Origin of the sequence: Streptomyces sp. NRRL S-1022, from assembly GCF_000720135.1 — a bacterium.
GTDB lineage: Bacteria > Actinomycetota > Actinomycetes > Streptomycetales > Streptomycetaceae > Streptomyces.
Window position 1 is genome coordinate 349,423 of sequence record NZ_JOIU01000011.1, and the last position, 15,802, is coordinate 365,224.

The 15,802-nt window shown below is 71.2% G+C and carries 15 protein-coding genes; 8 read left to right on the plus strand and 7 right to left on the minus strand.

What is annotated here, in order from left to right:
• Window positions 1-17 precede the first annotated feature (17 nt).
• Both IG05_RS0117550 and IG05_RS0117555 read left to right on the plus strand, forming a co-directional pair.
• Window positions 18-1,202, plus strand: a complete 1,185-nt coding sequence (locus IG05_RS0117550; RefSeq protein WP_030343568.1) for a cytochrome P450 — start codon at window positions 18-20, stop codon at window positions 1,200-1,202.
• Window positions 1,203-1,357: 155 nt separating this feature from the next.
• Window positions 1,358-2,302, plus strand: a complete 945-nt coding sequence (locus tag IG05_RS0117555) for an aldo/keto reductase (protein ID WP_051789992.1) — start codon at window positions 1,358-1,360, stop codon at window positions 2,300-2,302.
• A 1-nt stretch (window position 2,303) separates the two neighbouring features.
• Here the strand turns inward: IG05_RS0117555 and IG05_RS0117560 are convergent, their stop codons facing one another.
• On the minus strand, window positions 2,304-3,188 hold the full coding sequence (locus IG05_RS0117560; RefSeq protein WP_030343572.1) for an aldo/keto reductase: 885 nt from the start codon (window positions 3,186-3,188) through the stop codon (window positions 2,304-2,306).
• A 14-nt stretch (window positions 3,189-3,202) separates the two neighbouring features.
• The gene (locus IG05_RS0117565) at window positions 3,203-4,144 is read right to left on the minus strand and encodes an NAD-dependent epimerase/dehydratase family protein (RefSeq protein WP_030343574.1); all 942 of its coding nucleotides are present in this window, start codon (window positions 4,142-4,144) and stop codon (window positions 3,203-3,205) included.
• 70 nt (window positions 4,145-4,214) lie between these two features.
• Between IG05_RS0117565 and IG05_RS0117570 the strand changes: the two genes are divergently transcribed.
• The gene (locus IG05_RS0117570; RefSeq protein ID WP_030343576.1) at window positions 4,215-5,117 is read left to right on the plus strand and encodes a LysR family transcriptional regulator; all 903 of its coding nucleotides are present in this window, start codon (window positions 4,215-4,217) and stop codon (window positions 5,115-5,117) included.
• 14 nt (window positions 5,118-5,131) lie between these two features.
• Here IG05_RS0117570 and IG05_RS0117575 read toward each other — a convergent pair whose 3' ends face one another.
• From IG05_RS0117575 to IG05_RS0117595, 5 genes are all read right to left on the minus strand, one after another.
• On the minus strand, window positions 5,132-6,199 hold the full coding sequence (locus tag IG05_RS0117575; protein WP_030343578.1) for a hypothetical protein: 1,068 nt from the start codon (window positions 6,197-6,199) through the stop codon (window positions 5,132-5,134).
• 358 nt (window positions 6,200-6,557) lie between these two features.
• Window positions 6,558-7,049 carry a hypothetical protein gene (locus IG05_RS0117580; RefSeq protein ID WP_030343580.1) on the minus strand — a complete coding sequence of 164 codons (492 nt, stop codon included), beginning with the start codon at window positions 7,047-7,049 and terminating at the stop codon, window positions 6,558-6,560.
• A 103-nt stretch (window positions 7,050-7,152) separates the two neighbouring features.
• On the minus strand, window positions 7,153-7,665 hold the full coding sequence (locus tag IG05_RS0117585; protein ID WP_030343582.1) for a RipA family octameric membrane protein: 513 nt from the start codon (window positions 7,663-7,665) through the stop codon (window positions 7,153-7,155).
• A 59-nt stretch (window positions 7,666-7,724) separates the two neighbouring features.
• Window positions 7,725-9,044, minus strand: coding sequence for a hypothetical protein (locus IG05_RS43750; protein WP_051789995.1), 1,320 nt, complete (start codon window positions 9,042-9,044; stop codon window positions 7,725-7,727).
• An 82-nt stretch (window positions 9,045-9,126) separates the two neighbouring features.
• Window positions 9,127-9,549, minus strand: coding sequence for a DUF4345 domain-containing protein (locus IG05_RS0117595; protein WP_030343586.1), 423 nt, complete (start codon window positions 9,547-9,549; stop codon window positions 9,127-9,129).
• A 90-nt stretch (window positions 9,550-9,639) separates the two neighbouring features.
• Between IG05_RS0117595 and IG05_RS0117600 the strand changes: the two genes are divergently transcribed.
• From IG05_RS0117600 to IG05_RS0117620, 5 genes are all read left to right on the plus strand, one after another.
• On the plus strand, window positions 9,640-10,281 hold the full coding sequence (locus tag IG05_RS0117600) for a TetR/AcrR family transcriptional regulator (RefSeq protein ID WP_030343588.1): 642 nt from the start codon (window positions 9,640-9,642) through the stop codon (window positions 10,279-10,281).
• Between the two features lie 580 nt (window positions 10,282-10,861).
• The gene (locus tag IG05_RS0117605) at window positions 10,862-11,593 is read left to right on the plus strand and encodes an alpha/beta fold hydrolase (RefSeq protein WP_051789997.1); all 732 of its coding nucleotides are present in this window, start codon (window positions 10,862-10,864) and stop codon (window positions 11,591-11,593) included.
• Between the two features lie 63 nt (window positions 11,594-11,656).
• Window positions 11,657-13,027 (plus strand): acyl carrier protein, encoded by a 1,371-nt coding sequence (locus tag IG05_RS0117610; RefSeq protein WP_051789999.1) that lies wholly within the window; start codon window positions 11,657-11,659, stop codon window positions 13,025-13,027.
• Complete coding sequence (locus IG05_RS0117615) at window positions 13,024-14,550, plus strand: class I adenylate-forming enzyme family protein (protein ID WP_030343593.1); 1,527 nt, start codon at window positions 13,024-13,026, stop codon at window positions 14,548-14,550. The genes IG05_RS0117610 and IG05_RS0117615 overlap by 4 nt, the downstream gene beginning before the upstream one ends.
• Entirely contained in the window at window positions 14,540-15,802 is a 1,263-nt protein-coding gene (locus IG05_RS0117620) for a decarboxylase (RefSeq protein ID WP_051790001.1), read from the plus strand. The genes IG05_RS0117615 and IG05_RS0117620 overlap by 11 nt, the downstream gene beginning before the upstream one ends.

The window sequence follows — 15,802 nt, forward strand, 5'->3', positions numbered from 1 at the left end:
GACTGCGAGGAGCCACCATGGCCTCCGAGACCTTGCTGGCACGGATCACCGACTACGCCAGCCGTCCCAACCCGTACCCGCTGTACGCGGAGCTCCGCGAGGCCGGCCCCGTGGTCCAGCAGACTGACGGCAGCTACCTGATCGGCACCTACCACGAGATCGCCGCCCTGCTCCACGACCCGCGGATGAGTGTCGATCCCCGTACCGGCGGTGCCGAAGCGCGGCAGCTGCCGTTCCTGCGGCTCGACGATCCCGAACACCACCGGCAGCGCACCCTGGCCATGCGGCCCTTCGGCCCGCCCCACAGCCCACACCGCGTCGACGGCATGCGTGACGAGATCGACCAGATCACCAAGGAGCTGCTGGCCGCCTTCCAGGCGGGCGAGCGGATCGATCTCGTCGACGACTTCGCCTACCCGCTGCCCGTCACCGTCATCTGCCGGCTGCTCGGTGTGCCGCGCGAGGACGAACCGCGGTTCCGGGCCTGGTCCGACGCCCTCGTCGCCGCCGCCGACGTCCGGCCCGACGCGGACATCACCGAGACGGACACGGCCGGGCGCCAAGCCCAGGCGGAGATGGGCGGATACCTGCTGAGCCTCGCCGAAGAGCGCCGCGGCAACCCGAGCGACGACATGCTCTCCGCGTTCGTCAACGAGCCGGATCCTGGCCTGCGGCTCACCGACCAGGAACTCGCGGAGACGGCCGTGCTCCTGCTCATCGCGGGTCACGAGACCACGGTCAACCTGATCACCAACGGGGTGCTCACGCTCCTGCGCCAGCCCGAACATCTGGACCACCTGCGCCGCGAACCCGATGTGCTGCCCAGAGCGGTGGAGGAACTGCTCCGCTACGAACCCCCGGTCCACATGCGCGAACGCATCCCCCACACCGACATGGACATCGCCGGCACCCCCGTCCCCCGAGGAGCGTCCGTCATCCTGGCGCTGGCGTCCGGCAACCGCGACCCCAAGCGGTTCCACGATCCCGACCGGTTCGACCCCACCCGCCCCGACAACCAGCACCTCGGCTTCGGCAGTGGCATCCATCTCTGCTACGGCGGCCCCCTCGCCCGCCTGGAGGCACAGGCCGCACTCGGTGCGCTGCTCCCGTACCTCGGTACGGCACGCCTGGTCGAGGACCCGCCCCCGTACCGGCAGAACGCCATGCTCCGGGGCCCCCGTCACCTCCCGATCCAGCTGTGAGGTCCGGCCCGGTCACGCGCCTTGCTAGACTGTGGGCAGCAAGCGAGCCTCCTCGGCGCGGATTCCGATCCGCCCTGGGGAGGCTTTTTTCATGTCCGAGGCCCCGAGGCCCCCCCGGTGCCTTGTCCCCCAGCCCTCAGGAGGAGAGCCCTGCCATGAGCTCACAGCAGACCACAGCAGCAGCAGCCGGAACGTGGCAACTGGGTGATCTGATGGTCAACCGCGTCGGGTTCGGCGCGATGCGCCTGACGGGTACCGCGCCCTTCGGCCGTGGCGTGCCGCGTGACCGCGAGCAGTCGGTCGGCGTGCTCCGGCGGGCGGTCGAACTCGGCGTGAACCACATCGACACCGCCTCGTACTACTTCTCGGCGACGTGCTCCGCCAACGAGCTGATCAACCGGGCGCTGGCGCCCTACCCGGAGGACCTGGTCATCGCCACCAAGGTGTGGCCGGGCCGGGATCCTTCGGGCGCGTGGTGGTGGGCCGCTCCGGACCAGTTGCGCGGACAGGTCGAGGAAAACCTCCGCCAACTCGGCCGCGAGCACCTGGACGTGGTGAACCTGCGCGTGCCACCGAGCCGACAGGACGGATCGATCAGCGAGCACTTCGGTGCCTTGGCCGAGCTGCGCGACGCCGGGCTGATCCGCCACCTCGGCATCTCCAACGTGACGTCCGGGCAGCTGACCGAGGCCCTCGCCATCGCACCGGTCGTCTGCGTGCAGAACTCGTACGGGATCGGCGCGGCGAGCGAGGACCGGGCGCTCCTCCGGCTCTGCGGTGAACTCGGCCTCGCTCACGTCCCGTTCTTCGCCATCGCAGGTCCCGGCCGCGAGGCCGGTCCGGCTCCCGGCGACAGCGCGGAGGTGTGCGCCGTCGCCCGCGCGCACGGCGTGTCCCCCGCCCAGGTGCGGCTGGCCTGGACCTTGCAGCAAGGACCGCACGTGCTGGCGATTCCGGGGACCGGCGACCCGGACCACCTCGAACAGAATGTGGCCGCCGGGGCGTTGCGGCTCACGGAGGAGGAGCTGGCACGCCTCACCTCGCTGCGACCGGCCGCCGCACGGCGGTCCGTGGAACCCCGGAACGAGGTTCCGACCTGATTCAGCGCGGCAGTTGCTGGTCGAGCTGTGTCAGCTCCGCCTCGCTCAGTTCCAGTCGCGCGGCTCGGGCCGAGTCGGTGATGGAGGCGGGACGGCTTGCTCCCGGCACGGGGATGACCGCTGGGGAGCGGGTGAGCAGCCAGGCCAAGGCGACCTGTTGTGGGCTGACCCCGCGCTCGGCTGCGATGCGGTGGTAGGCGGTGCCCGCCGAGGCCGGGCCGGAGGGGCCGTCGAGGGAACTGCGCGAGAGGCCACCCAGGGGGCTCCAGGGCAGGAAGGCCAGGCCGAGTTCGGTACTCAGGTGCAGCTGGGGTTCGCTGTCCCGGACGGCGGGTGAGTACTGGTTCTGTACGGAGACGAGTCCGTCGCCCAGGATCGAGTGCGCCTCGTGGATCTGGGTGACGGTGACGTTGGAGATGCCGGCGGCGCGGATCGTGCCGGCGTCGAGGAGTTCGCGCAGGGCGCCGACGGACTCCGACCAGGGCACGGTGGGGTCCGGCTTGTGCAGTTGGTACAGGCCGATCGCGTCGACGCCCAGCCGCTTGGCGGAGGCTTCGGCGGCGCGCTTGAGGTGTTCCGGTGTGCCGGTGACGGTCCAGCTGCCGTCGCCGGGCCTGCCGCGGCCGCCCTTGGTGGCGATCAGCACACCGGAGGTGTCGCCGCCGTACCGGGCCAGCGCGCGGGCGATCAGCAGCTCGTTGTGGCCTGCCTCGCCGGCGTGCCAGTGGTAGCTGTCGGCGGTGTCGATGAGCGTGACGCCGGCGTCGAGGGCGGCGTGGAGGGTGGCGATGGCGCGCCCCTCGTCCGGCCGGTGCTCGATGGACAGTGGCATGGCGCCCAGACCGATGGCGCTGACGGTCGTGTCTCCGACGGTGCGGTGCTGCATGGGGGTCGTGTTCCTTACTGAGCCGGGGTGGTGGATGCGGTGAGGGCTTCGGCGACGGCGCCGGGCAGCCAGTCCTCGACGCGGGAGAACGTGAAACCCAGTTCTTTCGCACGGGTGTTGTTCATGGCGTAGTGGCGGTCGAAGGAGAACGGCGATGCCGGCTCACCCGCGCTGACCACTCGGTAGGCGGGCGTACGGCCGGCTTGTGCGGCGACGATCGTGGCGAGGTCGCGTACGTCGAGCAGGCCGTCGGAGCAGGCGTTGACCGGGCCGCCGAATTCGGTCCCGGTGGATGCCCACAGGAGTAGACCGGCCAGTTCCGCCCAGTGGATGAACACCGTGGGCAGGGCCTCCGCGTGCACGGCGATCTGTTCTCCCCTGCGGATGCGCTCGGTGTAGTGCGCCAGTCGGCCGGTGAACTCCCGCGTGCCGCCGCCGAGCACGTGCGCGCTGCGTACCGAGGCGAACGTGAAGCCACCGGCCTGGGTGAAGACGGCCTCGGCCTGGCGTTTGCCCTCGGCGTAGTGCGCCTCCAGGTATGCCTCGTCGTGCCACGGCAGGTCCGTCGCCACCGACCAGGAGGCCGGGTCCACGTTCTCCTCCGGTACCGGGGTGCTGGCCGGCACGGCCGGGAGCGCGGCGGTCGCCGGGTCGTAGACCTCGATCGTGGAGGTCATGACGTAGCGCCTGGTGCGGCCGGCGAAGGCGCGTGCGGCGATCGCGGCCTGCACGGGTGTGTAGCAGATCTGGTCGACCACCGTGTCGAAGGTGCGGGAGCCGAGCGCGGCGACGAGAGATGCCTCGTCGTCGCGGTCGGCGACCAGGTGCTCGACACCGGCGGGCGGCCGGGTGGAGCCGCGGTTGAGGACGGTGACCTGGTGGCCGGCGGCGTGCAGGCGTTCGACGAGGAGCTTTCCGAAGTACCGGCTTCCGCCGATGACGCAGATCCTTTGCATGCCTCCACCCTGGAGGCCTACTGTCTTCAGCAGAAGTGGCGGCTTACTGGAAGCGCGTTAAGGAAAACTGTTGATCGATGTGCAGCGGCTTCGCGTCCTGCGGGCGGTGGCGGACCACGGCAGCTTCAGCAAGGCGGCTACGGCTCTCCACCTCACCCCCTCCGCCGTCTCCCAGCACATAGCGGTGCTGGAACGCAGCCTGGGGGCCCAGGTCGTGGCGCGCAGCACGCGCGGGGTCGCCCTCACTCCGGCCGGCCAGATCATGGTCGGAGCCGCCGAGTCCGTCGCGGCGGAGCTGGCACAGGCGAAACAGCAGGTCGAGCAGCTCAGTACGGGCCGTGCACAGCTCACCGTCGCCACCTTCAGCAGCGGTGGGCGGCACCTGCTGCCCGGCGCGATCCCGCGGTTCATGGCGGCCCGTCCCGGCACCCTGCTCCACGTCAGGGAGGGCGAACCCGAGCACACTCTGCCCCTGGTCCGCCAGGGCGCCGTCGACCTCGCTCTCGCCTACCACTTCGACGGCCCGCTGCCCTTGGGACCTGGCCCGAGCTCCGGCCTGCAGTGGGTCTCCCTCCAGGAGGATCCTTTGCACGTCGTCCTGCCGGAGGGGCATCGGCTCGCCGGCCGGGAGTCGCTCGACCTCGCCGAACTGGCAGCCGAGCCCTGGGTACTCGGATGCCTCAAGACCGAGGCGTACCTGCGCCGCTACGCCGAGCGCATGGGCTTCGAACCGGAAGTGCGCGGCACCACCACCGACTACTTTTTCGCGCGCTCACTCGTCGCCGCGGGTGTGGGCATCTCGCTCATCCCTTCCATCACGCTCGTCCCGGCGGTACCGGGGGTGCACACCGTCCCGGTCGAGCCGCCGACTCCGAGCCGGCACATAGGCGTTGCCACGATCCGCCGGCGCGGCGACCAGCCACTCGTCGCGATGTTCGTCCAGGCCCTTCGCGAGCAGGCGCTGCACCACTGACGAGCCGCTCGCCGTCAATCCGCGGTCGTACGGCGTTTCGTCGCCCCATACCTCTTCAGGGGTGTTTCTTCCGCGTCCGACCGGTAGGCCGCGAGCAGCAGGGGCCGATAGGTGGATTCGCTGACCTTGCTCTTCCTGCGCAGGATCAGGGACTTGGTGTCGACCCCCGTGCTGAACCCGAACATCAGGGGCGCGTCGTCCCGGTGCTGGAAGACACCGCCCTGGTTCCTGAAGAAGTGCACGCCCAGGGTCTTCTCCGGCAGCAGTTCCCGCGCGTAGTAGTCGACACGTGCGGTGTTGATGACGGGATCGCTGCCCTCGGCCAGGTGGACGAGGCACAGGGGGTCCTCCACCACGGCAAGGAGCTTGCACAGCTCTCTTTTCGCCTCTGCGTGCCCGCTTCCCTTCACGTCGTACGGGGGCAGGACCACCGTGAGCCGCTCCAGTCGCTGCAGTTCCACGATCTTGCGGACCTCCCACCACGTGGACGTACGGATCTCCTGGTACGGCGGGAGGATCAGGACGATCGAGTGTGCGGCCTCGACGAGGCGGGCGACCGGCTCCTTCCACGCGGTGTGCTCGGCCCGCATGTAGACGAGGCCGCCGGGGGCCAGGGCGAGACCGGGGTCGACCACCGCGTACGCCTCGGAGGCGAACGTGTCGGACCAGGCTCTGGAGACCACCTGTTCCATGGTCGAGGTGACCTTCATCCCGCCCAGGGCCAGCGAACGCCGTCCCCTTCCGCTGCGGACGATGATGTGTCCGGCGGACCCGAAGGGGCGCAGGATCAGGCAGTACCGCGCCCCGGAGGCGACCAGGTCCGGTGCGACGTCACCGATCTCCTTGATGCGGATGCGCAGGGTGAAGCGCACCAGCCACACCATCCGGAACACGCCGACGGTGAAGAGGGTCAGCACCAGTAACGGCAGGACCACGGGGCCGCCGTCGGCGACCAGCACACCGAGGAACAGCAGCAGCGCGACATTGAAGAGCCCGAAGCAGCCGATGTTGCGCCACAGCCGCAGACCGACAGCCCATGTTCCGGTTTCCCTTTGAGGACCGCGTGGCTTCGTTCCGGACATGGGGTCATCCCCTCCCCCGACGGGACGCGGCGACTGCACCGGATCCGGCCCGGCGAGGTCCCGCACGAGCCTACCCAGCGCGGGGTGACCCGTGCCGTGGAACGCCGATTGTAGGACTGGACGCGGCATGTGGAAACGGGCGCGGGACAGCCGGCGGGGTCGAGCACGGGGATGAACACTTCAGGGTCCCGGGCTACCACTGCGGGGCTCCAGCCGTGAGGCCTACCCTCGGGCCGGCGGCGGTGACGCGTCGTCGCGTCCTGTCCTCCCCGCGATGCTCCCCAACGGCGGGAGGCGGGGCGGCCGTTCGCCCATGTCTGCCTGACGACCGCTGGCTCGGGGCCCCGCGGTCGGCCGGTCAGCCGGTCCGGCGGGCTGCTTCGGGCCACACCACGTCCACGGGTATTCCCTGTGCCCGTGCCCGCAGGACCACGTCCGCCGTGCCTCCGCCCTTTCCGCTGGGCGGCTCCCCGTTCCAGACGGCCACGAGTCGGTCGGCGTGTTCCAGGAGAGCTGCGTTGGCGGCGTCGTAGGCGGCGCGGTCCGCCGTCTCGTGCGGCATCACCACGACCTCGTCGGCGGCTTCGACGAGGTGGTCGAAGAGGGGCGCGTGGCGGGGGTCGACCACGGTGCGGCGGTAGTCGCGGGAGGGGATGATCGCGATCAGCCGTCCGCCGTTGGCCAGCACGGACTGGGCGAACACCGAGTCGGAGCCCTCGGCGATGCACGACACGCCGACGAGTGAGCCGTCGCGGGCGTACCGCCGGAGCAGTGCGTCCAGGGCGGCACGGATCGCGGGGACGCCCTCCGCGGCCAGATCCATGTGTCCGGTCACCGCGATGGTTGTCATGGACCGTCCCCTTCATCTAGTCAGGGGGGATCCTATCCACCGCGGGCCCGGGCACCGTCCGTGCCACCGGACGGCACGCTCACCCCATCACGACGTCACCCTGTCACCTCGTCACCACGGCCCCGAACGCCACGAGGTACGACAGCGCGAAGACGACCGGCACCCACTGCTCCACGTGCGTCAGCGGCATGTACCTGCGCCAGTCGCGGCCCTCGCCGAGCGCGACCCACTCCGCCCGCGAGTAGGCGTAGGCGGGCAGCTTCGCTTCGAAGGCACCGATCACCGCGTACTTGGCCGCGTTGAGCTGCCGGTACGAGCGCACCATCACGTACCAGGCCAGGCACTGGGCGAGGACGATCAGCAACCCGGCCACCAGGACCCACGCGGAGGAGCGCGGCCACCCCGCGCCGGACCCGGCGGCGAGGGCGCCGACGACGGCGGTGTTCAGCGTGAGGAAGAAGGTGTTGGTGAGGTTGCGCCGGGAACTGACCCGGTCGGCCATCTCGACGCACAGCTTGTACTGCTCCAGTATCGCCGCCTGGTACTCGGCTGTGCCGTCGCCGAAGTCCGACGGGCTGACGCCCTCGTTCCAGAGTTTGTCGTCGATGCCGGCCATGCGTTCATGATGACCGAGCGCCCTTCGCGGCCGGATCGATTCCGCCAAACGTGTGCCGCTCAGACTCCGTGACCCCGTCGACCGGGGGACGACTCCTCCGTCCGGTCCCAGGCCTCCCACAGCGGGAGTCGTTCGAGCACCGGGCCGAGTTTCCCGCGTACCGGGCCCAGTACCCGGTCTCGGTGCCTGGTTCCCTGGATCTTGTCGCTCCCGAAGAAGAGGAAGTGCGGGCGCCCGCCGTCGTCGAAATGGACCGCGCCCTTCAGCGAGAGGCTGTCGGCCGGTTCTGCTTCCGGATAGGGCGGCAGCGCCGGGGGTGGCCACGGGGCGCGGACGCCATCGCCGGCGAGGCTCCCGACCGGCTCGGACAGGGCGGTGCCGGCCGCGGCGCGGAACTGCTCGTAGGTCTCCCGGCCCGGGACGAGCAGCAGGAGCCGTCGTGCGGGCAGCAGCCGCACCGCCTCCGAGAACTCCCACTGCAGTCCGGCCCCGGGACCGACCGCGATGACCACCAGTCGGGCCCGCAGCATCAGGTCGCGCACCGTGTCCTGCCAGTCGTCGATCGGCAGGTACAACCGCCGGGCTCCCACCAGGGGGAGCCTCTCTCCAGGGCGGCCCACGGCCACCATCGGGGCCACGGGCTTGAGCGCCTCGGCGAGTTGCTCTTCCTCCGTGAGGCCGGACAGGTGGAAGTCCGGCAGCACGGCGCCCGGTCCGGGAGCCCGGTGCTCGGTCTGCTCCAGCGTGGTACGCGGGAGGTCGTCCTCGAAGGACCTCAAGTAGAGGGAGTAGGAACCGCTTTGCAGGTCCTCGGCTGACCGGATGACCTCGGAGAGGTGCCGTCGCCCGTGCACGGCGAGTTGCCGGGCGCCGGAGAGCAGTGTGTACCCGGACGCGGAGGTCAGGGGGATCAGGAGGTCGACATCCCACCAGGGCACCGAAAGGCCGTCTCCCCAGCTCCGGTTGACCGCGTTGAAAGCGGCGATCGCCAGGAACAGCCGCACGGGGACGAAAGCCTTCCCGGTCGGGGGTCGGCGCAGCACGAGGGCCCGGTGGACGACGACCAGCACCGCTCCCGCGGCGACCGCGCCGGCCAGGGCCGCCACCAGGTACCACCACCCCCGGTGTGTGTCGGTGAGGGAGGCTCCTTCCGGCAGTCTCGTCTCCTGCCAGTGGTTCACGGCCAGGAGTGCCATGGCGGCGCCGACGGCGCCGGTCGGCCAGGCGCCGATGGTGAGGAACCTGCCCCGGACGGCCGATTGCCGGGGCACCGCGGGAAGTACGGCGCGCGCCGGTGCCTGCGGCGAGCGTGGCGCTCGCGCCGTACGGGCGCTGTCGCTCCCGTCGGGGTTGCAGATGTCCGCGTACTCCTTCGGCATACTCCGCCCCCGTCCCAGACGACGCCGTCCGCCGGCCGACCACCGCCCGATTCCCCACCACGATGACAGATGGTGCGTCAGCTCATTCTCCAACGGCTGCCGTTTGGGCGGCCCCCACGTCGCTGCGCACGGCCCGCTCCTCCGCGTCGGCCAGCCAGAAGCAGACCGGCGGAAGGGCGAGCTCGATCACTGCCAGCGCGACCTGGAACGAATGGGGCCAACCGTGTACGGCGAGCGAGAGCAGCCGGCCCACGCCGCCCAGGAGGAATACGGCGGCCAGCCACCGCACCGCCCGGGCCGGGATCGGACGTTGCTGCGCGGCCCACAGCCAGGCCAGCCCGTAGCCGACGAAGCCGGCTCCCATGAACCGGCCCCAGCTGTCGATCGTGGTGCCGGCGGAACCGGCTCCGGGAATCGCCGCGTTGCCGAGCGCCACATGGAACAGGCCGATCGCCACGCAGGCCCAGCCCATCAGCTGCGTGAGTACGCGCAGAGCCCTGGCCATGGTCCCCCCAAAGTCGTCGTGCGGACCTTATTCGACATGTGTCTACTACCTTGGAGGCTCTAGTAGACGCATGTCAACTAGACTTTAGCCGTGCCTCCTCGCCAGCGACTTGCCCCCGCCGACCGCCGCGCCCAGCTCCTCTCCGTCGGCGCACGGCTCTTCGCCACCCACCCTTACTCCGATGTACTGATGGAGGACGTCGCCGAAGCGGCCGGTGTCTCCCGGGCGCTGCTCTACCGCCACTTCCCCAGCAAGCAGGCCCTCTTCGCGGCCGTGTACCAGCAGGCGGCGGACCAGCTCCTCGCCGAGACCCGGTTCGACCCCGCCGACTCCCTGGTGGAACAGCTCGTTCAGGGGCTGGAGGTCCACCTCGACTACTTCGTCGCGAACCGCAACGCCGTACTCGCCGCCAACCGGGTCCTCGCGGGCGACCCGGTGATCCAGACGATCATGACGAACGAGCTGGACGCGCTCCGCGCCAGGCTGCTGGCCGTACTCCCGCTCGCCGACGAGAACGCCCGCGAGACCGTGTCGGCCGTCCTGAAGAGCTGGCTGGTCTTCGTCCAGGTCCTCTGCGTCGACTGGCTCACCCACGAGACCTGCACCCGCACCCAACTGCGTGACGTCTGCATCGGCGCGGTGCTCGGCGCGCTCCGGCCACTGCTCGCTGAGGACCCCGCGCCCGACTGGCCCCGGCATATCTCCGACGCCGCGCCCAGGAATACGCCATGAATGCCGCCACGCCGAGCCGCCCGGGGGAATCACAACTTAAAGAAGGTTGGTTATTTAATTGACCATCGGGATAGGCTTTCTTTACCGGATCCTTTGATTGTCGGGCACCGGCCTCGAGCGGGGTGGCCAATTCTGCTCCCTGATGGCATGTGACGCACGTCACTTGGCCTGAATGGTGGAGCGGGGGAAGCGGTGCGGTTGAGCTGCGCGGGTCGTTTCCCTCAAGGGGCGATGCCGGCCGGATGGCGTGCCGTCGCGAGAGGGCTCGGCGGCTTGTTGCCGAGATCAAGCCACTCTTCGAGAGTCGAGCTTGGCTTGCCCGAGGAGGGGAAATCGGGACCGTTGGTCTGTGCATGAGGTTGATTGACAGGAAGACAAGGTGGCCGTTGAAATGACATCAACGGGCTCGCCTGCCGCGCCCGGTCATTGAAAATCGGGGACGAGGCCCGTGACGGCTCATCCATTTTTCTCTCACGAATGGAAAGTCCCCCGATTCGTCAGCCCTCCGCAACCGGCGAGCCGTCAGGAGTGAATGGTGACGGAAACAACGTGCCGCCCCCTGCGCGCATCCACCTCTCTCATGTCCGCTTTCGGCCGCCGCCCCGGCCCCCTCAGAACCCTGCTCCTGCACCCGTCGGGTGGTGGGCTGGGCCAGTACATGGCCGTGATCTCCCACCTGAGCCGTCGCGGACCCGTGCACGGGATCCGGGCGGCCGGTCTCCAGCCGGACGAGACGCCCGACGACAGCGTCGAGGCCATGCTCCAGCGGTACCTGCCCCTGGTGCGCACCCTTCCCGGGCCGCCCGACCTGCTGCTGGGATGGTCACTCGGCGGCGTGCTGGCCTGGGAGCTGGCCGTAGCACTGGCCGCCACCGGACACCGCCCCGCCGTGGTCATGGTGGACAGCTTCGCCGAGCCCTGGTCGGCCTGTCACACGAGCCCGGGACAATTGCTGGGCCGCATCCTCTCCCAGTCCTCGTCGCCGGAACCCGGGGCCAGGGAACGGCTGGAACGCACCGCGACCGCACATCTGAAGGCCTCCGCCGAGCACCACGCCTCCCCCCACTACGACGGCCCGGTGCTCCTGATGCCCTGTGCCGGCGGCGAGCGGGAGGCGCAGGTGGCCGCCTGGGCGCGCAGGGCGCCACGCCTGGCCACGCGCGAGCTGCCGTGCGGCCACTTCGACGTGTTCCAGCCGGGACACCACCGCCTGATGACACATCACTTGAACGACTTCCTCAGCGAACCGTCCCGTGCGAGCCGGCCGTCCGGTGAGAGCCGGTTGTCCGCCGTCGCCGGGAGGCACGGATGACCCACCAGTCCGAGGAGTACCTATGACACGGCAGCCCGACAGTGCGCGTACGGGAGAGTGCGGATGACCGCCTCCGCCGGGTACGCGTTCCCCGCTCACCTCTTCGACTGCCTGCAAGTGAACCTGGCCGAACGGGCCGACCACTGGCACGGCCCCGGTACCGCACTGCGTCTGGGCGCGGTCCTCCGATTCCGCCCGGCCCCCGCTGCCCCGGCCCCCGCGGTCGCGACTGCCGCGGTGCCGTCCGCCGACGCATCGGGGCTGCCCACCGTCGAACGCACCGTCGTGCAGCAGCTCGACGACGCCCGGCGGTATCTCGGCCTCGCCGTCCGCAGCGTCGACCACGATCGTCCGTTCGACGCCGTCCCGCCCGGTGAAGGCCGTTACGTGGTGGCCGACGCCTTCTTCCTGCCCTGGGTGCCGTACCACCGGCGGCAGCACATGGACCACAGTTTCCTGTTGCTGCCCGGCGAGGGCGGGGGCGGGGCGGTGCGTGTGCGGGACGGCTACCTCAACGACACCCCTTGGGGCAGCGCGCGTCCCGGGGAGTGGCGGTTCGACCGGGCCGCCCTCGCGGACCTGGGGATGGTCAAGCTGAGCGTCGGCCTCACCCCGGCCGACCCCTCCCCGCTCCCACCGCCCCTGCTGGACCTGGCCTGCGCGGAGGAGACCGACGAGTACGTCACGGCCTACGAGCAGCACCCCGACCGGACCGAGGCACTGCGGCGGCTGACCCTGGAGACCTGGCTGCTCTGCCGGGGCCGGGAACTGCACGCGGCCTACCTGGCGCGGTACGCGGCCGGCGGGGTCACGGACCGGGTGCGCGACCACGTGACGGCGTGGAAGACGCTGGCCGAGCAGGTGTACCTGGCCTACCGCCGGGTCGAGCGGGGCCGTGCGGAGCCCGTCGGGCCGCTGGGGCGGCTGCGGGAGCTGCTGCTCGCCGACCCGGGCGTGTTCGCCCGCCCTGACAGCGATGTCGTACCGGCGGCACGGCCGGACGACGCGCCGGCGGGAACCCGGCGTGAGGTGCCCGGGCACGGGGCCGGTGACCCGCGTGCCGGCGTCGCCTCCGTCATCGCCGCGGTGGCCGCGGAGACGCTGGGCGCGGATCCGGCGGCCCTGCTCGCCGGCGCGTCGCTGGGCGAGCTTCCGGAGTTCAACTCCTTCCGGATCGTGGAGCTGGTCGAGCGGCTGGAGGAACGATTCGGCATCGAGTTCCGTCCCGACGACCTGGTCCCGGAGAACCTGCACCGCGTCGAGGACCTCCACCGGGCCGTCGAACGGGCAACGCCGGCCGGCCCGATCCCGGCCTCGGCGACCCCGGCCGCCCCCACCCCGGCCCCCGGGAGGACCCGGACCTCCGGAACCCCGGCCGACTTCACCCCGGCCTCCCCCACCCTGGCCACCGCACAAGCGGAGAGGACACGATGAGCCCCCAGTCACCGCCCCCCGCACTGCTCCACGACCTCCTCGACCACGCGGCCGCACGCCGGCCCGACGATCCCGCGTTCACCGTCGCGGAGCGCACGCTCGGCTACGCGGAGCTGGCCCGCGCGAGCAGGCACGCGGCACAGTGGCTCCGCTCGGCGGGCCTGGACCGCGGTGACCGCTTCCTGCTGGACGCCCGGCTGAACCCCCTGCTTCCCGTGCTGGTGTTCGCCGCCGCACGGATCGGCGCGGTGTTCTCCCTGATCCACGAGCAGGTGCGCGGGGTGCAGTTGGAGCACATCCTGGACGACAGCGAACCGGCCCTCTTCTTCTCCGACGCGCCGCAGTCCCTGGACATCGCCGCACGCAAGGGCGTACGCACCGTCAGCAGCCCCGACGTCTCCGCCCTGCTCGACTCCCGGCACGGCGTGGAACCGGAGCCGGTCACCGCGCCCCTCGCGGTCGACCCGGTCTGCATGATCTACACCTCCGGCACCACCTCGCTGCCGAAGGCGGTGGTCAGCACCCACCAGCAGATGGTGTTCGCGGCCCAGGCCATTCAGCAGGTGCTGCGCTACGGCGATGACGACGTCGTCTACAGCCCCCTCCCGCTGTCCTTCGACTACGGGCTGTACCAGGTCTTCCTGAGCGCCCTGGGCGGATCGCATCTGCACCTGGCCACGCCGGGCGACGCCGGACCGGCGCTGCTGACCCGGCTGGCCGGCTGCGGTGCCACCGTCCTGCCTGCCGTACCGTCCCTGGCCGAGGGCCTGGCGGCGCTGCTGCGGCGCCGCCCGGGCCGCGCCCCGCAGACGCTGCGGATGCTCACCAACACCGGCGCGGCGATGCCCCAGCAGACACTGACCGACCTGAGGGCGGCCCTGCCGCGGCTGCGGGTGCACCTGATGTTCGGGCTGACGGAGTGCAAACGCGCCACCATCATGCCCGCCGACGGGGATCTGGCACGGCCCGGCTCCAGCGGCAGGGCCCTGCCCGGGACCGAGGTCTTCGTCATCGACGAGGAAGGGCGGCGCTGTCCTCCTGGCGAGACCGGCGAGATCGTCGTACGCGGCCCGCACGTGATGAGCGGCTACTGGCGCCGGCCGGAGGCGACCGCGCAGCGTTTCTTCCGCGTGGACGGGCTGTTCCCGCAGCTGCGCACCGGTGACTACGGCTGGCTCGACGACGAGGGCTACCTGTACTTCACCGGCCGCCGCGACGACCTGTACAAGGCGAACGGCTTCCGGGTCAGCGCCGGCGAGGTGGAGGCGGCGGCGCGGCGGACGGCCGGGGTGGAGAGCGCGGCGGTGCTGCCGCCCGCGGAGGACCGGCCGGCCACGCTCTTCGTCACCGGAGCCGTACGGCCCGAGGACGTCCTCCTCGCCCTGCGGGAGGAGATCGAGGACTTCAAGATCCCCCCACGGTGCGTCGCCCTGGACGCGCTGCCCCTGACCGGCAACGGCAAGGTCGACCGCGACGGGTTGGCCGCGGCCCTCCGCACGGAGGGGCACGCCCATGCCGGTTGAGGCCCCCGCCCCCGTGCTGCCGGAACAGGTGCTGACCGCGGCGCCCGCCCCGGCCTACGTCTACGACCTGGCGGCCGTCCGCCGCAACCACGCCCTGCTGCGGGACGCGTTGCCACCGGAGAGCGGTCTGTACTACTCGCTCAAGGCCAACCCGCACCCCCTGCTCCTGGCGGAGCTGCGCCGGTGCGGTGCCCGCGCCGAGGTCTGCTCCACCGGTGAGCTGCGCGCCGCCCTCGATGCGGGCTGGCCGGCCGGGGAGATCCTCTACACCGGACCCGGCAAACGCGACGCGGAACTGGCCGAGGCCCTCGACCGGGGAGTCCTCCTCTTCTCGGCGGACACCCCGCACGCGCTGGACCAGTTGGACCGTCTCGCGGGGGAACGGGGGGTGTGGGCACGGGCGTTGCTGCGGGTCAACGACGACCAGCCCGTTCCCGGGCAGGGACTGGCGATGACCGGTGTGCCGTCCCAGTTCGGCGCGGACACCACCTGGATCCTCGCCGAGCCGGAACGCTTCGGCCGGCGCGCCCACACCGAGGTGGTGGGACTGCACCTGTACATGGGGACGAACCTGACGCACGCCGACGACCTGCTGGGGCAGTTCACCCGGTCGGTGCGCACGGCCCGCCGCCTCACCGAGGCCCTGGCACCGCACGGCATGCGGCTCGACGTCCTGGACCTGGGCGGCGGTTTCGGCGCCCCGTTCGCCTCGGCCGGCGACACCGTGGACCTGTCGGCGCTGCGGCCGCGGCTGACGGCCCTGCTCGACGCGGAGGTGCCGGGCCGGCGCACCGGTGCGACGGAGGTGGTGTTCGAGTCCGGCCGCTATCTCGTCGGTACCGCCGGAACCCTCGTCACCTCGGTGCTCGACGTCAAGCGCTCGCACGGCCGGGACGTCGTCGTCCTGGAGTCCGGGATCAACCACCTGGGCGGGATGTCGGGACTGCGCCGGCTGCCGCCGTTGCAGCCGCACCTCGTCGCCGACCCGGCGACCGACCGCGGCGGCTCGCTCAGCGCCCTGGTCACCGGGCCGCTGTGCACCCCGCTGGACGTGTGGTCCCGCAGCGCCGACCTGCCCGCGCTCCGGCCCGGAGACCGGGTCGCCGTCCCCAACACCGGGGCGTACGGCCTGTACGCCAGCCTCGTCGCCTTCCTCGGGCATCCGCTGCCGGCGGAGGTCGTCCACGACAGCGAACGGCCCCGGCAGGCGCCGCACATCAGCCACCTGACCCTGACCCGCACCGCCGACTGA

Coding starts and splice junctions, on each gene's coding strand:
- IG05_RS0117550 (WP_030343568.1), top strand. CDS start 18: ATGGCCTCCGAGACCTTGCTGGCACGGATCACCGACTACGCCAGCCGT.
- IG05_RS0117555 (WP_051789992.1), top strand. CDS start 1,358: ATGAGCTCACAGCAGACCACAGCAGCAGCAGCCGGAACGTGGCAACTG.
- IG05_RS0117560 (WP_030343572.1), bottom strand. CDS start 3,188: ATGCAGCACCGCACCGTCGGAGACACGACCGTCAGCGCCATCGGTCTG.
- IG05_RS0117565 (WP_030343574.1), bottom strand. CDS start 4,144: ATGCAAAGGATCTGCGTCATCGGCGGAAGCCGGTACTTCGGAAAGCTC.
- IG05_RS0117575 (WP_030343578.1), bottom strand. CDS start 6,199: ATGTCCGGAACGAAGCCACGCGGTCCTCAAAGGGAAACCGGAACATGG.
- IG05_RS0117580 (WP_030343580.1), bottom strand. CDS start 7,049: ATGACAACCATCGCGGTGACCGGACACATGGATCTGGCCGCGGAGGGC.
- IG05_RS0117585 (WP_030343582.1), bottom strand. CDS start 7,665: ATGGCCGGCATCGACGACAAACTCTGGAACGAGGGCGTCAGCCCGTCG.
- IG05_RS43750 (WP_051789995.1), bottom strand. CDS start 9,044: ATGCCGAAGGAGTACGCGGACATCTGCAACCCCGACGGGAGCGACAGC.
- IG05_RS0117595 (WP_030343586.1), bottom strand. CDS start 9,549: ATGGCCAGGGCTCTGCGCGTACTCACGCAGCTGATGGGCTGGGCCTGC.
- IG05_RS0117605 (WP_051789997.1), top strand. CDS start 10,862: ATGTCCGCTTTCGGCCGCCGCCCCGGCCCCCTCAGAACCCTGCTCCTG.
- IG05_RS0117610 (WP_051789999.1), top strand. CDS start 11,657: ATGACCGCCTCCGCCGGGTACGCGTTCCCCGCTCACCTCTTCGACTGC.
- IG05_RS0117615 (WP_030343593.1), top strand. CDS start 13,024: ATGAGCCCCCAGTCACCGCCCCCCGCACTGCTCCACGACCTCCTCGAC.
- IG05_RS0117620 (WP_051790001.1), top strand. CDS start 14,540: ATGCCGGTTGAGGCCCCCGCCCCCGTGCTGCCGGAACAGGTGCTGACC.